The organism is Exobacillus caeni (assembly GCF_005747095.1).
Lineage (GTDB): Bacteria > Bacillota > Bacilli > Bacillales > Guptibacillaceae > Exobacillus > Exobacillus caeni.
The window spans coordinates 48844-68905 of the sequence record NZ_SWLG01000003.1 but is presented as its reverse complement, the minus strand read 5'-3'; the positions used below and the strand labels follow the sequence as shown (position 1 = coordinate 68905).

Below are 20062 nucleotides of genomic sequence, written 5' to 3'. Positions count from 1 at the left end.
TTCTTTTCTCCCTCCCAACTTTATTAATTTAATTAACTAAGTAGGTAGATTGTTGCTGTATTTTTAACTTCGATATCATGTAAGCGTTTCCTACCTCTACCCTCCTCTTTGCAAAAAACAGGAAAATCAATCCATGTAAAAAGATGGATATTATCTATCTTTTCCTGAACTTTATAGTCATAAAGTCTCGTTTATCCACAAAAGAGGTGGGGTCAGACCCCACCTCTTTTGTGGATATTGAATTATGGTTGCAATACCGTCCTGAATTGCTTTGGGCTTTTGCCCACCTTTTTCTTGAACACACGGCTAAAGTAATTCGGGTCTTTGTAGCCTACCTTGAAACAAATCTCTTTTAAGCTTACCTCCGGATCGAGCATAAAGTCCTTCGCTTTTTCGATTCGTATTTCGGTCAAATAATCAATAAAAGTAATTCCTTTTTTCTCCTTAAACAGTTTGCTTAAATAGTAAGGGCTTAAATCTACATAATTTGCTACTGTCTCTAGTGTAAGCGACTTTTCGTAGTTATCTCTAATATATTCACTTGCATTTTCAAGCTTGCCCTTTGCCTGAACCAGGCGCCATGTTTGAATCTTTTCAACTATTTGCCTTAACAGTTGCACACTCTTATTCTCCAGTTCCTGCTTTGAAACATCACTTTCAAACGGCGTAAAACGGTCGATCGGAATGCCTAAGTCATTGATCATTCTTGTTGCGATAATAAAAAATTCATTCAACGAAAAAGCAAATTTCTCTAGATCTACTGAAGCATCTTCCGAAAGATCGTTAAGATAAAACTCAAATTTTTGCATCGCACTCGACAGATCCCCGTTTTTTATCGTTTCAAGCATGTTTTTTTCTTTCTGAAACGACAGCATCGAGGCGTTCTGTTTGGCACTTTCTTCCGTTGAAAACAAATACGTTACCTGTTCATCTGGATCCATTCTTTCGAGAGCATGCAATGCTTCATAATACGATTTGCTGATCTGGTGAACAGAGTCATAAGGCATGCCGATACCGATATGCGGCCTAAATCGAAAGTCTTGTTCACAATGGTAGATCAGATTTCGGATAAAAGGTAATATATGAGCTTTAAAATCATTTTTATCGTTTCCATCGATTTTGTCTGTTAAAAAAAAGACAGGAAGCTTTTCATCATGGTTAGGGCTGAGCAACGAAGCATCTGGAGAATGTTCATCAACAAATCCTTTCAGCCATTGCAAAAATGCCTCTTTGTCAGTATCTTCCTTTAATTCAACAACAAACGCATAACCGCATTTTATCTCAATCTCAAGGAGCTCTCCCCATTCGTTCAAATCCAGTTCTTGAACATGATCGACAAGCAAAGAAATGCTCCATTCTGATTGCATAAAATGTAGCGCTTTGTTAAAACGCTGTTCAAGCTTTTGTTTATCATTATACTCTCTTCGCTCTTCTATGATCTCTTTCTTAACACGAAGGATCGCATCAACAACCTCTTGCTTTTTACTCGGCTTTAATAAATATTCCTTTACACCCTGTTGCATCACTTCTTTTGCATACTCAAACGTATTGAATGCCGAAATCATGATAAACCGGGATCTCGGCTGGCGTTTTTTTATTTCTTTAACAGCTTCTACCCCATCAATGCCAGGCATTTTAATATCCATCAAAATTAAATCCGGTTTTCTTTCATTTGCTATATCTATCGCCTGGCGACCGTTCCCGGCTTCACCAACAATTTCTGCGTCATCTATCTCCCTTTTAATAATCATCTTCAAAGCTTCTCTCTCTATCCGCTCATCATCGACTACCATAATTCGAAGCATACTGTTCTCCCCTTCTTTCGACAGTATATGGCAATTTAATTCTGACGATTGTTCCCTCGTTCACTTCAGAACTAATTTCAATTTCGCACTGATTTTTATAAAAGATATCCAATCGTTTAATGACGTTTTTCATTCCAAGTCCTGTTGAATGCCCGTGTGACTTTAGATGTTTCTCTTTCTTGTCATCTCTACTCAACAAACGAGCCCTTTCATCTCCATCCATTCCAACTCCGTTATCCCAGACCTCAAGTATTACTTGCCCGCTTTTCGAATAAACATTCAGTCCGATTTTGGCGTCGTGTTCATAGGATTCGATACCGTGAATAAAAGCATTTTCTACAATGGGTTGGAGTGTCAGGATAGGAATTGAAACATCGAGACAGCTATCATCTATCGCCGATTCAAAGGACACCCTGTCTCCAAACCTTGTTTGTTGGATGAAAAAGTATTCCTTTACGATTCTTACTTCATCTCTTAAGACTGTTGGCTTTTCCAGATTCCCAAGGTTGTACCGTAGCAAGGCAGAAACCGATCCGATCAGGTCACTTGTTTTATCTGCGCCTTCAAGGTAAGCCAATCTTGAAACAGTATTTAATGTGTTAAAAAGAAAATGAGGGTTGATTTGGCTTTGTAAGCTTTTTAACTCCATTTCTTTCAGCAGACGGTCGAGTTCAGATTGATCTTTGATTTCTTTAATAAGCTCTCGAATATTCCTTCTCATATTATTAAACGTTCCAGCAAGCAGCTGCATTTCATCATTTGTGTTTACTTGTACATCTTTACCAGAAAAATCCCCTTTTGATATTCTCCTGGCTGAAGAAGAAAGATGACTGATTGGCCTGGTAAGTCCTTTAGAAAACCAGAGTGCTGTTAATAGGCTTAGTAGAATAGTAGAAATAAATAAGGAAATTCCCATTGCTTGAAGATAAACATTTTTCTTTTCCATCGCATGGTAAAAAATTTGATAACCTGTTAACTCACTATTTAAAAGGCTTAACGTAGTATCCTGGATAAAACGGGACACTTTGGACGCTTCATTTATGTGAAAGGAATATTGATTCAAATTTTGTTCTTCAAGCGCTTTAACCGTAATCTCACATTCTTCTAAAAAACTGTCGATCATATTGTAATAGTTTGTAACTGTAAGATAGTTATCAGCATTTTCCACCCTGTCGATCAACTTCTCTTTTTCTGATAGCAATCTTTTTCGTTCCGTTCGATAATCACTTAGATATCCAGGGGTCTTTTCGATTACATACGCATTTAGCGCTTCATAAACAAGGCTCGTCTGTTGTGAAATCTGATTTAAAATAATAAACCGCTGAAAGCTGTCATGATACTCATCGATCGTTTGCTGGCTGCTATGATAAAGATAATAGGTTACACCATTAACCAAAAGGACAAGAACAGTAACGAAAATCATAATCTTTGTACGAATACGAATCATCTGCCAGCGCCCTCGATCATCTCATGTTCCTGTAACGGCAGGTCCTTATTATGAATCACCTTTGTTTCGGTATGGTTTACTGCGCTTACTTTTTTACCTTCCAGAATTTTAACCATCGTTTCGACTGCCTGATAACCCATTTCATAAGGCTTTTGAACAACAGTCGCTTCAATCTTTCTATTTCTAAGAAGATTGACAGTCTCAGGCAAGACATCGAATCCAATGATATACATATCGTTATTCTTACCCATACTTTCTACAACCTGTGATATACCGATCGCATCCAGTGCACTGGTCCCATAAAAACCATTGACATCAGGGTGCTCTTTTAAAATTTTATACGTTTTTTCTGCGGCCTGGATTCTAGTGATCTGAGAGGCCTCTATCGCGACTATTTTAACTCGCTCTTGTTCCTTGACCGCATCTTTAAACCCCTGTACTCTCAGTTTCTGATGGGTTGCATCAAATCTACCGGTAACAATCGCTACTTTCATTTCCCCATCTGTATCAGCCAGAAGGGCCTTGCCAGCCAATAAACCAGCATAATAATTATCTGTACCGATATAAGAAATCCTATTACTATTTGGAGCATCAGTATCTACTGTAATGATTGGAGTTCCTTTTTTAATAACGCTATCTATTAATGGAGTAAATTGCTCCTCACTTAAACCCTGAGTCATAATGCCATCTACCTTTGCAGCTGCGGCCATTTCAATGGTATTAATATGCTCTTCAAGGTTCGCTTGCTTCGGTCCAGCATATTCTAACGTAACCCCAAGCTCTTCCGCCGCCGTGCGTGCACCTTTTTCAACCAGCCTCCAATAATCGTTATTAATTTCTTCCGGAACAAGGACAAGATGATATTTCGGTTTTGAATACGATTCCTTTGCCTGGGTCGCTTCCAAATTAAAGGCTTTAACAGAAAAATAAACAAAAAATGAGAAAGCGATTACAAATAACGTGATACAAGCTCCAACGATCATTCTACCCATCTCTTCATTCCACCTCTAAGTTGTTGATACCAGTTTATCACAATTTTTACCATTATAATGATATTGAGAATTCTTCAGGTAAATCCGTTCCTTTTCACTTACTTTGTAAATTGCTCTCACTTCTTTCTTCGATTCCTTCCTGGCCCATTCCTGTCTAACTAAACAAAGAGGACTGACCAAAACGTTTATTGTTTTGAATCAGTCCTTTAATATTTAGTCTAGGGTATTATTATTGTATAGCTTTCCAATCTGCTCAGCAGTCAAAGCTTCTTTATAAATCTTCACTTCATCCACTAGACCTTTGACTTGAAGGCCTGATGGCCCCCACGGTGCACCGCCAATAATCAATGGCATGTCATTGGGTTTAATGGTCGTTGAACTAGCTGATGAGTTAGCTACTTCTTTGCCGTTTACGTAACCTTTTATTCTTCCATTCTTACTCCAGGTCATCGCAAGGTGAGCCCATTCATTTGATGGAACTTCCCCCTGGTTAAAGGAATAGCGGCCGTTTTCAGACCAGACTTCGGGATAAAGACCTTTGTTGACACCTAGCACATAGCCGTTCCCGATGCTGGTTTTCCCGATCAACTTTTGGTCATTAGTTGCATTTTCAAGATTTACCCAGGCAGAAATAGTAAAGTCATCCCCGCCGTTTAAAAGCTCTGAAGACGGAACTTCCACCCATCCTCCATCTAATTTAACAGCATTTCCGAACTTGCCGGCTACAAGGGTTGCATTTTCAAACAGTTTGCCGTCATGTCCATATGGAGAGTGATCTGTGACCGTATCACCTTTCTCTTCATCGAAGGTGAGTGATAATACAGGTTTTCCGATATACAACGCCTTTAATGTTCCAGTTAATTCGTTAATTTTTACTTGATGGATCCCTAGCTCTACAGCTTTTACGGAAAATGATACGGTTTCTTTATCACCCGCTTCTAATGTTATCGTTTTAGATTCAACCAGTTCACCATCAAAATAAAAGTCGATTTGTTTTTCCCCATTTAAAAATCCAATGTTTGATACTTCAGCGGACACTGATGCATTTTCTCCAGGGTTGACCTGTTCCGTTTTAAGATTGGAAATCTCAAACACAGGCACCTGCTGGACATCACCGTCATATTCCTGTTGTTTATTTTTTTCAGTATAACTAATCCTTGCAATACACTCCATTAACGCGTGGATATCTGCATCAAGTTGTTCTTTCACTTCTGAAGAAACTGAGCCAGGATTGTTATCGCTTAATTGTTTTAAAAACTTTTCCGAATGCTTAATAGCCTGTTCGAAATGTTCCTTATCCAATTGGTCACCGATTTGCCGTAAGCTTTGATCAAGCTTCTTTTTCAATGCTCCTTTTACTTTTCCTTCCTCAGCAAAGGTGTTATAGATTTTTTCAAATTCATCAAACTTATCACCGACATCAGAATAGCCAAGGAATTCTATTTCCGCTAAGGATGTTGAAGCATTTCCTCCGTTATCCTTAACGATCAATCTGTAATAAGAGTATTTTCCAGGGTTTTGTATTTTAAATGGTTTTGTAAAATGGTTCCACTTAAATTCTTCCCTTTCCCGTTCGTCAAGAATAGTCCAGTTTTTTCCATCCTTCGAACCGATTAACACCCATTCTTTCGGAGCCTGTGTCTCATCATCACCTGCTGTGACAGTGTACATGAGGGCAAGCTCAGGGCTCTCCGGGAAGTAATATTGAATCCACGGATTCTTATTAGCAAAAGAGATCTCTGTATTAGAAGAATTATCAAAAAGGGACTTTGCAACACCTTTGTCGCTATGATGGGAAACCCCTTCCGTTTTATCTGTCAAATCATGCAATGGATCAGGTACTAAGGATGAACCGTTGGTAGAAGTACTCGTGATCGATTTCGGAAGTGCATCTTTTCCAGTTCCCCAGTCTGATGGTTTTTCTCCCATCTTAAAGTCCAGTGTTCCACCCTGTGCAATTAACTCATGAGAAATCGTTAGCTTATTAAAAAGTTTTCCATTGACTTTAAGGCTTTGTATATATTGGTTTTTATCACTTACATCTGGTGCGTTGATCACTAGATCTTTTCCATTCTGTAGATGAATCGTCATCTTTTTAAAATAAGGCGCGCCGATCGCATACTCAGGTAGGCCCATTTGCAACGGATAAAACCCTGCCGCACTAAACAGATACCAGGCAGACATTTCACCGTTATCCTCATCTCCAGGATACCCCTGTCCGATTTCACTTCCAATATAAAGACGTGATAAAACCTCGCGAACCTTTTCCTGTGTTTTCCACGGTTGGCCTGCATAATTGTACATATATGGGATATGATGAGATGGCTGGTTGCTGTGTCCATACATTCCCATCCTTACGTCTCTTGCTTCACGCATTTCATGGATGACACCGCCATAATGGCCTGGCTGCAAAGCTGTTTCAGGCGTCGAGAAAAATTGATCGAGCTTTTCTGCTAACTCCTCTCTGCCGCCGTAAAGATTTGCAAGTCCCTGTCCATCCTGCGGAACGTGAAACGCCATGTTCCAGGCGTTCGTTTCGGTATAATCTCCGCCCCATTCTTCTGGATTATAACTGTCTGGATCTGATCTCCATTCACCAGAGGGCTCTCTCCCCATAAAAAATTCAACATTAGAATTAAACATATTCACGTAATTCTTGGCGCGATTTATATAGTAATGATAATCTGCTTGATATTGTTCATTTTCTTTATTCTTTTTTGAAAGTACTTTTGCCATATTGGCAATAGCAAAATCATTGATATAGCCATCCATTGCCCACGACATTCCTTCACCTGTAGCCGTGCTAGTATAGCCATCAAATATGGAAGTGGCCAGTCCTTTACGACCTACACTTGCGTTTTCACTTGCAACTGCCGCATTCTTGATTGCTGAATCATAAAAAGCCGGTACATCAAAATTTCGTACTCCTTTTAAATAGGCATCTGCAAACGCAACATCCGAACTCGTTCCAACCATCAAGTTGGCATAACCAGGTGAAGACCATCTGGAGATCCACCCTCCATCTTTGTATTGCTGGACAAACCCGTCGATCATTTCACCAGCTTCTGTTGGCGTTAACAGCGTATAGGCTGGCCAGGAGGTTCGATAAGTATCCCAGAATCCATTGTTAACGTAGGGTTTCCCTTTTACAATCTTTGCACCCGTTTTTGTGGCTGTGTTCTCGCCAGTGGGACCTGAGAAAGGACTTGCATACTGGTAAACTGGCTTTTCTTCTGTACCAGTATTCTCAAATCCTATATTAGGGTATAAGAAAAGCCGGTACATATTGGAATAGAGTGTTACAAGTTCCTCTTTACTTGCTCCTTCAACTTCAATGATGCTAAGTTTATCATTCCAGAGCTCTTTCGCTCTTTCTTTAACATCTTCAAAGCTATCATCTTCCTTAATGTCCTGAGACAAATTCTTTTTGGCCTGCTCAACACTGAGTAGTGAAGTAGCAATTTTCATCGTAACAGTTTTATCACTACTAGAGGTATCAAAACGGAAAAAGCCAGAAACATTATCACGGTCCTCCCCTGTTAATCTACCGCTCTCTGTTACAGGTTTATCGAACTCAGCATAGATGAACATCCGTGTAGCACCTGCAGAAAGGCCACTTCTGACATCTGTATAACCAGAAAGGCTGTTGCTGTCCGGATTAAGCGTAAGACCTCCGTTGTTATTCACATTGTCAAAAATAAGATTGGAGGTATTTCCGGTAAATGAAAACTTGAACATTGCTGCTCTATTCGTCGGCGCTAGTTCTGTTTGGATTCCATTTTCAAACTTTACGTTATAATAGTATGGTTTGGCAATTTCATTCTCATGCTTAAAAGCAAGGGCCCTCTCTTTTCGATCAGCTGTTGGTCTCATCTCTGTTGAAGCGGAAGGCATGACTTGAAAGGTCTGCCGGTCACCCATCCATGGGCTCGGTTCATGGCTAAGTGAGAATGCCTGAAGTTCTGGAAGGTTATTGCTGTTATTCGATTGCTGGTAGCTGTACAGCCAGCTTGTTGTTCCCGCATTTGTAGCCGGTGTCCAGAAGTTAAACCCATGAGGAATTGCTACGGCTGGAAAGTTGTTCCCCCTTGAAAAAGTAGAGTTAGAGTTTGTGCCACGCAAAATATCCACATAATCGGCTGGGCTTGAAACTACTTCTTTAATAGTATTCTTTCCGATTTTAATGTCATCGATGCTTCCTTTAAAGACACCCGGTCCTTCAGGTTTATCGTAAGCTATTAGAATTCGATCAATCGTTTTACCGCTTGCAACTTCACCAATGACAGACTTTTTATAGTTCCACTGATTTGGATAAAGTGTTTTCGATTTTCCCTGTTCCTGGGGAGCCAACTTTACACCATGCTGATCAACAGCATCCAATTCGCTCAAGTAAGAACCATCCGTAAAAGCCAGATCAATAGAAACGTAAGTGCTGGAATAGTCCAATTGATCTTGATCCATAAACTGCGGATGAATCATATAAGAAAGAGCTGTCTCTGGCTCTACCTTAATGTTTACATCGAGTACCTTATTATAGGAATAGGCACGGCCATCTAGAGTGTGTTCACCTTCATACGTTAAAGCTTTTTTCCCTGACCATCCAACATTCGTCTTTCCGGTATAACTGCTTGTTGGACCATCACTCAGTTGTGTTTTCATATCAGACGGAACTGGCGGAGGGGCATCAATACCGTTTGATAAGGCGACTTCAGCCAGTTGCGTCAACCCATCACCTGAGTTCTCCGTAATATCAAACTTATAATAGGTATAGCTTTTATCATTATTAAACTCATAGATTTTTCTCTGGAAACGTTTTTCAAAGCTTTCGTCTGATCTGCTGTCAATCTCTGTCCAGCTCTCGCCGTCGTTCGAACCATAAAGCTTCCAGCTCTTAGGGTCTCTTCCAGGTGCGTCATTGGCTGAAGTAAAAGCATACTTTACGATTTTTTGAGGTTCCGCAAACTGAAACTGAAGCCATGCTGTAGGTTCAAATGCCAACCATTTTGTTTGTGCGCTTCGATCAATTAAGTTAGCCTCGATTTCATTCGGAGCATTACTGGCGCTTGCTGTCACTTTTTTTACTTGATCTGTAACATCCCCCTGAATTGTTTCGTATGGTACATTTCCAATTACCCCTGATGATTTTTTATTTCCTGAAGCATCTGTTTCAACAGTGCTTTCCCAGTCTGGCTGTGGATCTCCTTCTTCAAATGAGGTAAAGAAGTCAGTGGATGCATTATCCTCGGCTTTAGCAAGCTGATCATGAGATACAGGTAACATAGGAGCTAATAAACTTAAGCATAAAGCGGCTACGAAAAATCTCGACCGGTACCGTTTTTTCATTTTTTACCCTCCTGGATTGATAGTTTTAAACTTTTCAAGATCCCTCCCTCTTTTTGAGAATAGCTATGTATGTTTAAACTTAGTTGTTTAATTTAATTAATAAAGTGTTTACATAAATTTTATAATATGTAATTCTCCTTAATCAACACTAACATACTGAATTTTCTGATATCGTACTTTAGTCACAGCTTTTTCTGCTCTAACCAATGTAATAATTTCCTTTCATCCCTCCTATAAACACCTTATCACTCGGATTTTCTCACTACATTTAACACATTGTTATAGGTGGAGTTTAATTAAATCTAAAAATTTCACCAGTTTTATTACATGTTACCAGGAATAAAGTTCCATTTATTCTTTATTTTTCTTTTGATTCTTCTATAGTTCGACATTTTTTATTAGGTTTTATGATAGGAAAGTTTGACTTTCTCCCGAAAAAACAAAAGGTATGGAGAATTTTCAGTTTTACTCGATACTTATAAAGTAGGATAATTCGGGGATGTTAACTCGATTGACCTGTGGGCTGAAGTCACACTCGATGAAAAACAGTCAAAACCAATACAGCTACAGTAACGATTTCCAAGTAATGACCTGAACTATTGCAAAACCGCAGCTACCATTAGTGATAGCTGCGGTTTTTCTATATACTAGTCATTTGAGTCGATTATATTAATCTGATATCGTTTGAATAAATTCTTCCATAAACCGGCCAAACGCCTGCTGCCCTTCTTCGTTCCTTTTAAACACACCGGCATGGCTTAACACAATAGCAAAAACGCGTCCAACTTCTTCTCTCAATATAGGCAGTACATTTTCCTGATTGATCTCAGGATGCTGCTTTACCACATCCTCTGCCCATGCTGCATGTTTTGCAATCTCCTCATTTGCTATTACCTTTTCAATCCCGTTATTCTCAACAAGGCAGTCACCTAACGTTTTCAGTTCATCTTTTAATCTTCCCGGCAGGACCGCAAGACCCATTACTTCAATCAAACCGATATTTTCCTTCTTAATATGATGGACCTCTTCATGTGGATGAAAAATACCCAGAGGATGATCTTCATTCGTACGATTATTACGAAGTACCAGGTCTAACTCATACAGACCGTCTCTTCTTCTCGCAATCGGTGTGATCGTGTTATGTGGAGAATCATCAGAATAAGCAAAAATATCTACCGATTTGTCACTATAAGATTTCCAGAAATCCAGCAGACGGACCGCTATATCTGCCAATTCACCACGATCTTTGCTCTGTATCCTAACAACAGACATAGGCCATTTAACGATTCCCATTTTCACACCTGGATATGTAGATAGCTTGAATTCCCTTTCCACTTCTGCTTTTGCCATCGGAAACTCGTGTTTTCCACCCTGATAATGATCATGCGTGAGGATAGAACCGCCAACGATCGGGAGGTCAGCGTTAGAGCCTATAAAATAATGCGGCATTTTTTCAACAAATTCAAGCAATCTATTAAACGTCCCTCTGGTAATTTTCATTGGCTCATGAGCACCCGAAAATATAATCGCATGCTCTTCGTAATAAACATAAGGGGAAAATTGCATAAACCATTGTTTATCATCAAGTTCGACTGGTATAACCCTTAAATTCTGTCTCGCAGGATGATTGAATCTACCCTCATATCCAACGTTTTCTTTACAAAGCAAGCAGTCCGGGTAAAAACTTTGCTGCATTTTTCTGGCTGAGGCAATTTCTTTTGGATCTTTTTCTGGCTTTGATAGATTGATTGTAATTTCAAGATCACCATAATCAGTCGATGTATCCCATTGTTCATTTTTGGCAATTCGATCCGTGCGAATATAATGAACGGCCTTTGAAAACTGGTAAAAGTCCTTTGTGGCTTTTTCAGCACCATCTGATGAATATATCTCATTGAATCCCCGGATAACTTCAGATGGTCTTGCAGTGAGACATCCCATTATTTTCGTATCCAATAGGTCACGGTATGTAACATTGTTTTCTATCAGTCTATTATTTGCTGCAGACCAGTCGAGAATTTGCTGCAAAATATCTACCGGAAAATCAAGGTTTTCCCTATCAGCATCCGTGGGTCTTGCTTCTGGCAGTTCAAGAACTTCAAGTATCCGGTTTCGGGTATAGTCCATATCCCAGACCGTAATTAAGCCTTTCTCCAGGCCATATCGCAACAGCCGTTCAATTTGATAATAAATGTCGATTTCCATTTCTTTCCCCTCCTTTTTCTATAAAGTATATTAAACGTTCGATGTGGAAATTTCCCGAGCTCCATCGCCGACTTTTACCACATAAAAATCAGCGTTTAAACCTGTTACTTTATAATACTTTTCACCTACATTTGCTATCATAGAATCAATCTGTTCATTTTTCACAATGCTGATCGTGCAACCGCCAAATCCGGCACCGGTCATACGTGAACCGATCACACCATCTTCTTCCCATGCTGCTTCAACAAGGGCATCGAGTTCTTTTCCTGTTACTTCATAATCATCTCTTAGTGAGCGGTGCGATTCATTCATTAGTATCCCGAAGCCATCCAGGTCGCCTGCTTTTAGGTTTTTGGCCGCTTCTATCGTTCGGATATTTTCATAAACGGCATGCCTTGCGCGCTTACGGTCTGTTGGATTTGTTATATAGTTCTTATACTGTTCAAACGTTTCGGCTGATAATTCACCCAATGATTGTATGCTGAGATGCTTTTGCAGTTGGTTCAATGCCCGCTCGCATTCCGTTCGGCGCTCATTGTATTTTGAATCTGCGAGTCCTCTGCGTTTGTTTGTGTTTGCGATGACAAGGGATGATTGATCAAGCTCAAGCGGGCTGTAGCTATAGTTAAGAGTATTGCAGTCTAGCAACACGGCTGCATTCTCTTTCCCCATACCGATTGCAAACTGATCCATGATGCCGCAGTTTACCCCGATAAACTGATTCTCTGCCTTTTGGCTCAACTTCACCATATCTATCATATCTATATGGAGCTTAAACATTTCATTTAAGAAAACTGCTGTTGCCATTTCAATGGAAGCCGAAGAGGAAAGGCCAGATCCGTTTGGAATATTTCCATAGAATAACACTTCAAAGCCTTGATTTATGGTATGACCGGCATTATTAAATGCCCATAGAACCCCTTTAGGATAATTAGCCCAGTCATGTGATTCATCATAATTAATATCTTTCAAGTCAAACTGAATTACACCATGAGACTCGAAGTTTTTTGAAAAAGCACGAATCGTTGTGTCATTCCTTTTACGAACAATTGCATACGTTCCAATATCTAACGAACATGGGAATACGTGTCCGCCGTTATAATCGGTATGCTCCCCAATTAAATTGACCCGTCCCGGTGCAAAAAAGCTTCTTGTTTCCTCCTGCCCTCCAAAAACTCTGGCAAAATCAGCCTTCAATTGCTTAATCACATTAGTCTCCCCTTTTGATAAAAATTATTTGATATGACTTCAATCACCATAAAGTCTATCTTTGAAGTATATCCGGCCGTTTCATTACTTTTCCGTCCACTTCTACTTCCTGGTAAACCCACTCATTTGTGTGGGTCATAAAGTCGATCCCCTCATCTGTTACCAGGATCGTATCCTCAGACTTCACACCTGGTAGAGAAGGGTTCCATGCATACGCCTGGTTCTCCTTAATCACATAGGGTGTTTCTGCGTTTGCAAGAAACTCTCTGGAGGCAAAGCCGGTCAATCCCCCCTGATGAAGAAGTTTCCAATCATCAGGAAAACCTGCTGTTTCGTATTGTTTAATCCCAGCTTTTATAACTTCTCCAGCAGTCTTTCCTGGTTTGGTACTACAATTCATCACCGCATCAATTTTAGCTGCCTTTTTCTTGTTTCCGATAAGTTCCGGGGACATTTCACCAAAATGGACGAGCCTTGTTACATTAGCCACCAGGCCCCCTTTTTCTGCACATAATACGATCATTGCCTGTTTATCAAGCTTCTTAGAAGTGGAAATAGGATGCCGGTATTTGTAAATTCGTTCATCCGTTGCAACAAGGAGAACTTGAATATTTAAGCCCTGTGAAAGTACCTTAGAAGCTAGCAAAGCCTCTATTTCATGCTCTGTCTGCCCCACTGTTATTTCACGGCATGTCTGTTCTACAGCTTTTGCAGCACTTTGACATAACTCTCGATACTTTTTAATTTCTCTTTCATTCAAAACAGATCGTATTAAACCGAGATCCTGATCTACATTTTCCCAATCCCGGTAAGGCGAGTCTGTCGCCATTTTCTTCCCATTTGCCACATCATCTATAAGCGTCTCTGTTCCCACAAACCAGTCATTGGACACTACTTCCACTTCAAATGGAAGATCCTTGAGTTCTTCTTCCACGATTCTTCTTTCTTCCATTTTAGAAGTGATCAAATAAGCTGTATCCTTGAATATCATAAAATCAGCTACGCCTTCTTCTACAGTCTGAACAATATGATTATCGCTTCCATCTGTTAGCCATGAAAAATTATTTCTCTTGCGCAGCAGGATACCATCAAAGTTACTATTGACTAAAAAATCCCTTACTTTCTCTATCCCCATGTTACTCACCTACCCTTTTGTCTTCATAACCGACCGGATGAGTACTATGCCATTCCCAGGCATGACTAACGATATTTTCTAAATCAAGATACATCGGTTCCCAATCTAACTCTTCTTTTGCTTTCTTAGATGACGCTATCAAAATTGCTGGATCTCCCTCACGGCGCGGTCCAACTTTAGAAGAAAGTTCTTTCCCAGTTACTTTCCTGCATGTTTCAATCACCTCTTTAACGGAAAAACCTTTGCCGTTCCCCAAATTATAGATGCCGCTTTCTTTTTTACTTTTTAACCTTTTTAGTGCAAGGTAGTGTGCCTGGGCCAGATCTAAGACATGGATATAGTCTCTTATACAGGTACCATCATCTGTTGGATAATCATTTCCAAAGATAGAAACTGTTTGTCTATGTCCAAGCGCCACCTGAAGAACAATTGGAATCAGATGGGTCTCGGGTTCATGGTCTTCCCCAATCCGTCCACTGGGATCTGCACCGGCTGCATTGAAGTATCGAAGACAGATTGATTTCAATCCGTAAGCATCATCACACCATCTAAGCATTTTTTCAATTGCAAGTTTTGTTTCCCCATATGGATTTGTTGGGTTTGTGGGATTGCTCTCTAAAATCGGTAACTGTTCTGGATTTCCATAAGTAGCTGCTGTGGAAGAAAAAACGATATTTTTTATTCCATATTCCACCATTTTGCTAATGAGATGATATGTACCTACTACATTATTTCGATAATAAAGAAGTGGGTTTTCCACACTTTCGCCTACTAATGAACTGGCAGCAAAGTGTATAACAGAATCGATTTCATTTTCTTGAAAAATCCGATCCAATAATGTGTTGTCATGAAGCGATCCCTTATAGAATGTAACATTTTGGATAGCATCCTGGTGTCCGGTTTTCAAGTTGTCGAGCACGACAACGTTCTCGCCTTTTTCCTGCAGGTACAAAACGGTATGACTTCCAATATAACCCGCTCCACCTGTAACTAAAATAGCCATCGTCATTATTCCCACTTTCCATTTAGAATTTGATAAAAAGGTTAAAGATTAAGTCGAACAATCTCTTATTTCCCGGAAAATAATAAAATTTCGTCAAAATCTTCCTCTTTTAGTAGCATTAACAAGTTTGTTAATTAATTTAATTAACTCATTATTTTTTATGGTATTATAGTAATATTAATTATTCAATCCCTTTTTCCCTTCTATTACAAAATTTCAAAAGATATATATACTAAAAAAATAAAAAGTGTGGAGGTATGTACTTTGGTAGTTAGAGGAAGTTTCCAGTTGATGAAGTCGCTCAACAGATCAATCATATTAAATAAAATTCGTACAGACGGACCGATTTCCAGGGCTGATATCGCAAAGGCAACCACGTTAACTCCCCCAACGGTAAGCAGTATCGTCAAAGAACTTATCGATAGTGGGCTTATAGCAGAAAGCTCCCAGGGAGAATCCAGTGGCGGACGAAAGCCTACTAACCTTATCATTAATGGAAGAAATTCATATGTAATCGGGTTAGATGTTGGTCCTAAACACGTTAACGCGATTTTAACCGATTTAAACGGAGAAATTCTGGAAGAAAATCAGATTTTAATCAATCCTGCTACTTCTAACGATGAATTATTAAATCTTTTACAGCAAACAATCAAAAGGCTTATAAAGCCATATAAAGGACAGGAAGATAAAATTATTGGTATCGGTGTTGGTATGCATGGAGTTGTTGACGTAAAGAAAGGGTTGTCTTTATTTGCCCCAATCTTACAATTAAGAAATATTCCGATCAAAGAATACCTGGAAAAGGAGTTCGGTATTTTAGTAAAGGTAGAAAATGATGCAAGGGCCCTTGCACTAGGTGAGTCATGGTTTGGAAACGGGGATGGTGTTGAGAATTCGGTTACGATAAATGTTGGCAGTGGTATAGGCGCAGGCATAGTAATTAACGGTAAACTTTTTCATGGGGAAAACGATATCGGTGGAGAAATTGGCCACATGTCCATCGACATTAACGGACCAGAATGCAGCTGTGGAAATAACGGGTGCCTTCAAACCCTGGCAGCAGGACCAGCCCTGGCAGAAAAGGCAAGAAGAGAAATTTCAAAAGGAAAGAAAAGTATTCTTAAAGAGATGGTTAAAGATAACTTAGAAGAAATTGATGGAAAACTAATATATGAAGCTGCGTTAAAAGGAGACCAGCTAAGTATCGATATCTTCAAGGAAGCAGGCGAGTACTTGGGTATCGGACTGACAAACCTTATTCATACGATTAATCCTCAGAAAATCATTATCGGAGGAGGAGTCTCAAAAGCCGGAGATTTGTTATTAGATAGCGTCAAAGAGACTGTCAAAAAACGCGGGATCACGGAGTCAGCTAAACAAACAGAAATCGTTTTATCACACCTTGGTGATAACGGGACAGCGATAGGAGCAGTCACTCTAATTTTAGTTGAGTTATTTTCGCACAACTCTTTAGGTTAGTAGCAAAAAGAGAACACCTGACTTAAACAAACGTTTGATTGATTTTTTTCTGATTTACATGGAAAGGGGCTGACTCAAAAGAAAAGTGTCCGCCCCTTTAATATCCGTTTTTTTATTTTTAAGTATGCGAAACAACAAGGTGCGCTTTTCCTTCTAATGAAAATCCACTAATAGTAGAAGGAAGAATGAAAAGATCTCCTTTTTTTATGTTATAGGACTGATCACCAGTGATAAGCTCTGCTTCCCCTTCAAGAACACTCGCTAACAGATACTTTTCCTCCGATTCCATTGAAACCTTCCCGTCCAATTCCCATTTATAAACGGTAAAGTATTCTTGAGTGATCAGTTTTTCACTTGTTAACCCTTGCTTTTCTTCCCGTGTAGGATCAAAATGAGGATCAACATGCGGTATGATAGATACTTCGATAGAGGCTTCAATATGGAGCTCTCTCGTATTCCCTTCAGCATCCCTTCGATTATAATCATAAACACGATAGGTTATATCGGAGCTTTGCTGGGTTTCCAGTATCATGGTTCCAGCACCGATAGCATGAATCGTCCCGCTTGGAACATAGTAAAACTCACCAGGAGAGATCGGAATGCGGCGCAGCAATTTGTCCCATTCCCCTTCCTCAACCATCTTCTCAAATTCATCTCTGGTCTGTGCATGGTGTCCGAAAATCAGCTCTGCGCCTTCTTCACAGTCGATGATGTACCAGCATTCCGTCTTACCGTATGGCTCTCCTTCAACTTCCCTTGCATACTTATCATCAGGATGCACCTGCACAGATAGGTCTTTTTTTGCATCAAGAATTTTTATAAGGAGAGGAAATTCATCGCCAGGCTCATTTGCAAACAGCTCTCTATGATTTCCCCATGCAAATTCTAGTGTTTTCCCCTCTAAAGGTCCGTTCTTTATTTTCGATGGCCCGTTCGGATGAGCTGATATTCCCCAGCATTCTCCCGTAGTGTCACTCGGAATATCATAACCAAACTCTTCACGCAGCTTCGTTCCTCCCCATATTCGTTCCTTGAAAACAGGCTCCAGGAAAATTGGTTCCTTCTCATACATAGTCTCTCACACTCCATTATTATGTAATTCCAATAGTTGTCTCTAAACTTATAAGTTATCCACAGTTTTAGAGGGGTCAGACCCCAGCAATGAAGCCCCTATTAAACCTGCTTTTGTTCCTAATTTTGCCGGTTGTAGGTTAATAGTTTCTTGAAGTCCGGGATACAGAAAGTCTTTTACCTTTGTCCTAAGAGGATTCAGGATTTGACCTTTTGCTTGCATGACTCCCCCGCCCAGTACAAAAATAGACGGATTGACGATGTGGGCAATGTTGGCTATCCCCATTGCTAGATAAGTTACCGTTTCGTCTATGATTATTTGAGCAACAGGATTTCCTCCGGCTGCCATTTCAAAAACTTCCTCTGCACCACCTTGAATGCCAAGACGCTCTTTTCCTTCACGGCCTATAGCTGTACCCGATGCCAACGCTTCGAAAGAGCCAGCGTTTAGATTAGACCAGCTCGGACCTCCCGGCTGCAAAATCATATTACCGATTTCACCGGCATAACCCTGTGCTCCCTGGACAATCTTGTTATCTAAAACATAACCACCGCCTATTCCAGTACTCACTGTTATAAAGAAAACAGATGAAAACTTGTTCCCCGAACCAAAACTTGCCTCTGCCAGTGCAGCGGCATTGGCATCATTATCTAAATATACAGGTATATCAAAAGCCTGTTTAAGCTTTTCAGTTAGCGGCACACTTACCCATCCTGGTAGATTAGGCGGGCTTAGCACTAGCCCTTTATATGGATCAAGAGGGCCTGGAGAACCGATACCGATCGATGTAACCTCATGATTTTCTTTTACCTTCTTAATCAAAGCAATCATATTCCTAATGACATGATCCGGTCCTTTTTCGGCTTCCGTAGAAATACTTTCCTCACAAATAATCGTTCCTGTTTCATCCACGATGCCTGCACGCAAATTTGTTCCACCTAAATCAACACCTATTCTTTTCGTTTTCATCATTATCCTTTACATCCCTTTCAGCTATCACAAACCTGTTCTACATTCTTATAGTACCATTATTATAGAAACTATTGGAAATCTCCTCCCAGAATAAACTTATTCATCTAGGTAGAAACCATTGCTTTCATAAAACGCCGCATATGTTTGCAGGAAAAAAAGAGAAGGAATAAAATAAACTCATCAACCAAATATATTGGGGGGAAGATCGTGGACAAGCTCAAAATACATCATATCGCCATCATATGTTCAAGTTATGAAAGATCTAAACACTTCTATACTACTATTCTAGGGTTTCAGATGATCAATGAAACTTACCGTGAAGAAAGACGTTCTTATAAACTAGATTTATCTATGGGCAATCACACCCGAATTGAACTCTTCTCTTTTCCAGAACCTCCTAGGAGACAGAGCTATCCTGAAGCAACTGGTTTACGCCACCTTGCTTTTCAAGTAAACAACATCGAGGAATGGGTTACATATCTAGAATCTAAAAACATTAAAGTTGAGGAAATCAGGATAGATCCTCTTACGGAAAAAAGATTCACCTTTTTTTCAGATCCCGATGATTTACCAATCGAGCTTTACGAAGCATAATAACAGTTATCTTTTTGAAGCTATCATCTCTGCTGTTAAATTTGCTAAACAAACGTTTGATCGATTTTACATCCGCTTTTTTAACATCTACAACAAAAAGAAACGCCCTTACCATAAAGGTCGTTTCCATTTGCTTATATTAAGTATTTAACACAATTAAAATTGCCAGCCTTTGTGTAGGCCAGCAATTTTCCATTCACCAGTTATTCAGTTAAAGATGAATGTCATAATGGAATATCCCTGTTTCGAATCGTTACCTTAACCTCTTCCTCGCAATATTGAAGTAGTTCCACTAAGTTTCCCACTAACTCTTTATGATACACTTCCCCATTTTCTTTGGTGGAGACTGTCGGGTCCCCAACTACTCTATTTCAGGATAAACCCGGATATAATTATTCGTTTCCATCTGATCAATGTACACCGCTTCTTCTCTATCCTTTACAGCCAACTGTACAGTCATCCCAGTGTGTCTCCTTAGTTCTGACATTTCTTGTCGAGCAAGCTCTCTAAGATCAATCTGACCAATGACCATGCTTGCTTTTTCAAGAAATCTAAAGCCCAATGAGAAAAATACTTCCCGGTTTACTATTTCTCTTATAATATATCCGAATCTCTCCAAAGAACATAACATCCTGTAAACCGTTGATCGTGGGAATCCAGAGACTCTCGTCAGTTCCTCTAAGGTATATCTCGAATGTTCGTTTGTAAAACAATCAATAATCGAAAGGGCTTTTTCTACACTCCCGCTTTTGCTCAGCTTCGTCACATCCCTTCTCTTATAACTCCTTTTAGTATAGTCAAAACGC

At 39.7% G+C, this 20062-nt stretch carries 13 protein-coding genes; 2 read left to right on the top strand and 11 right to left on the bottom strand.

Annotated features, from left to right (window positions below; genetic code table 11):
* Nucleotides 1-242 precede the first annotated feature (242 nt).
* The 8 genes from FCL54_RS04550 to galE form a co-directional block, all read right to left on the bottom strand.
* The gene (locus FCL54_RS04550) at nt 243-1805 is read right to left on the bottom strand and encodes a response regulator (protein ID WP_138123671.1); all 1563 of its coding nucleotides are present in this window, start codon (nt 1803-1805) and stop codon (nt 243-245) included.
* Nucleotides 1780-3252, bottom strand: coding sequence for a sensor histidine kinase (locus FCL54_RS04545; RefSeq protein WP_138123669.1), 1473 nt, complete (start codon nt 3250-3252; stop codon nt 1780-1782). The genes FCL54_RS04550 and FCL54_RS04545 overlap by 26 nt, the downstream gene beginning before the upstream one ends.
* Nucleotides 3249-4244 carry a sugar-binding protein gene (locus FCL54_RS04540; RefSeq protein ID WP_138123667.1) on the bottom strand — a complete coding sequence of 332 codons (996 nt, stop codon included), beginning with the start codon at nt 4242-4244 and terminating at the stop codon, nt 3249-3251. Before FCL54_RS04540 ends, FCL54_RS04545 begins: the two co-directional genes overlap by 4 nt.
* A gap of 213 nt (nt 4245-4457) precedes the next feature.
* The gene (locus FCL54_RS04535; RefSeq protein ID WP_171016680.1) at nt 4458-9587 is read right to left on the bottom strand and encodes a GH92 family glycosyl hydrolase; all 5130 of its coding nucleotides are present in this window, start codon (nt 9585-9587) and stop codon (nt 4458-4460) included.
* Nucleotides 9588-10256: 669 nt separating this feature from the next.
* Entirely contained in the window at nt 10257-11792 is a 1536-nt protein-coding gene (gene galT, locus FCL54_RS04530; RefSeq protein WP_138123665.1) for a UDP-glucose--hexose-1-phosphate uridylyltransferase, read from the bottom strand.
* A gap of 30 nt (nt 11793-11822) precedes the next feature.
* Nucleotides 11823-13001: a galactokinase gene (locus FCL54_RS04525; RefSeq protein WP_138123663.1), complete on the bottom strand. Its 1179-nt coding sequence runs from the start codon at nt 12999-13001 to the stop codon at nt 11823-11825.
* Between the two features lie 55 nt (nt 13002-13056).
* Entirely contained in the window at nt 13057-14136 is a 1080-nt protein-coding gene (locus tag FCL54_RS04520) for a M24 family metallopeptidase (protein WP_138123662.1), read from the bottom strand.
* Nucleotide 14137: 1 nt separating this feature from the next.
* Nucleotides 14138-15139, bottom strand: a complete 1002-nt coding sequence (gene galE / locus FCL54_RS04515) for a UDP-glucose 4-epimerase GalE (RefSeq protein WP_138123660.1) — start codon at nt 15137-15139, stop codon at nt 14138-14140.
* Nucleotides 15140-15430: 291 nt separating this feature from the next.
* On the opposite strand from galE, the gene FCL54_RS04510 reads away from it, so the two are divergent.
* Nucleotides 15431-16618: an ROK family transcriptional regulator gene (locus tag FCL54_RS04510; RefSeq protein WP_138123987.1), complete on the top strand. Its 1188-nt coding sequence runs from the start codon at nt 15431-15433 to the stop codon at nt 16616-16618.
* Nucleotides 16619-16736: 118 nt separating this feature from the next.
* Here the strand turns inward: FCL54_RS04510 and manA are convergent, their stop codons facing one another.
* Both manA and FCL54_RS04500 read right to left on the bottom strand, forming a co-directional pair.
* Nucleotides 16737-17690: a mannose-6-phosphate isomerase, class I gene (gene manA / locus FCL54_RS04505; RefSeq protein WP_138123658.1), complete on the bottom strand. Its 954-nt coding sequence runs from the start codon at nt 17688-17690 to the stop codon at nt 16737-16739.
* Between the two features lie 48 nt (nt 17691-17738).
* On the bottom strand, nt 17739-18662 hold the full coding sequence (locus FCL54_RS04500; protein ID WP_246055134.1) for an ROK family protein: 924 nt from the start codon (nt 18660-18662) through the stop codon (nt 17739-17741).
* Between the two features lie 207 nt (nt 18663-18869).
* Between FCL54_RS04500 and gloA2 the strand changes: the two genes are divergently transcribed.
* Nucleotides 18870-19256, top strand: coding sequence for an SMU1112c/YaeR family gloxylase I-like metalloprotein (gloA2, locus tag FCL54_RS04495; RefSeq protein WP_138123656.1), 387 nt, complete (start codon nt 18870-18872; stop codon nt 19254-19256).
* A 361-nt stretch (nt 19257-19617) separates the two neighbouring features.
* Here gloA2 and FCL54_RS24555 read toward each other — a convergent pair whose 3' ends face one another.
* Complete coding sequence (locus FCL54_RS24555) at nt 19618-20022, bottom strand: IclR family transcriptional regulator (RefSeq protein WP_138123654.1); 405 nt, start codon at nt 20020-20022, stop codon at nt 19618-19620.
* Nucleotides 20023-20062: the final 40 nt, after the last annotated feature.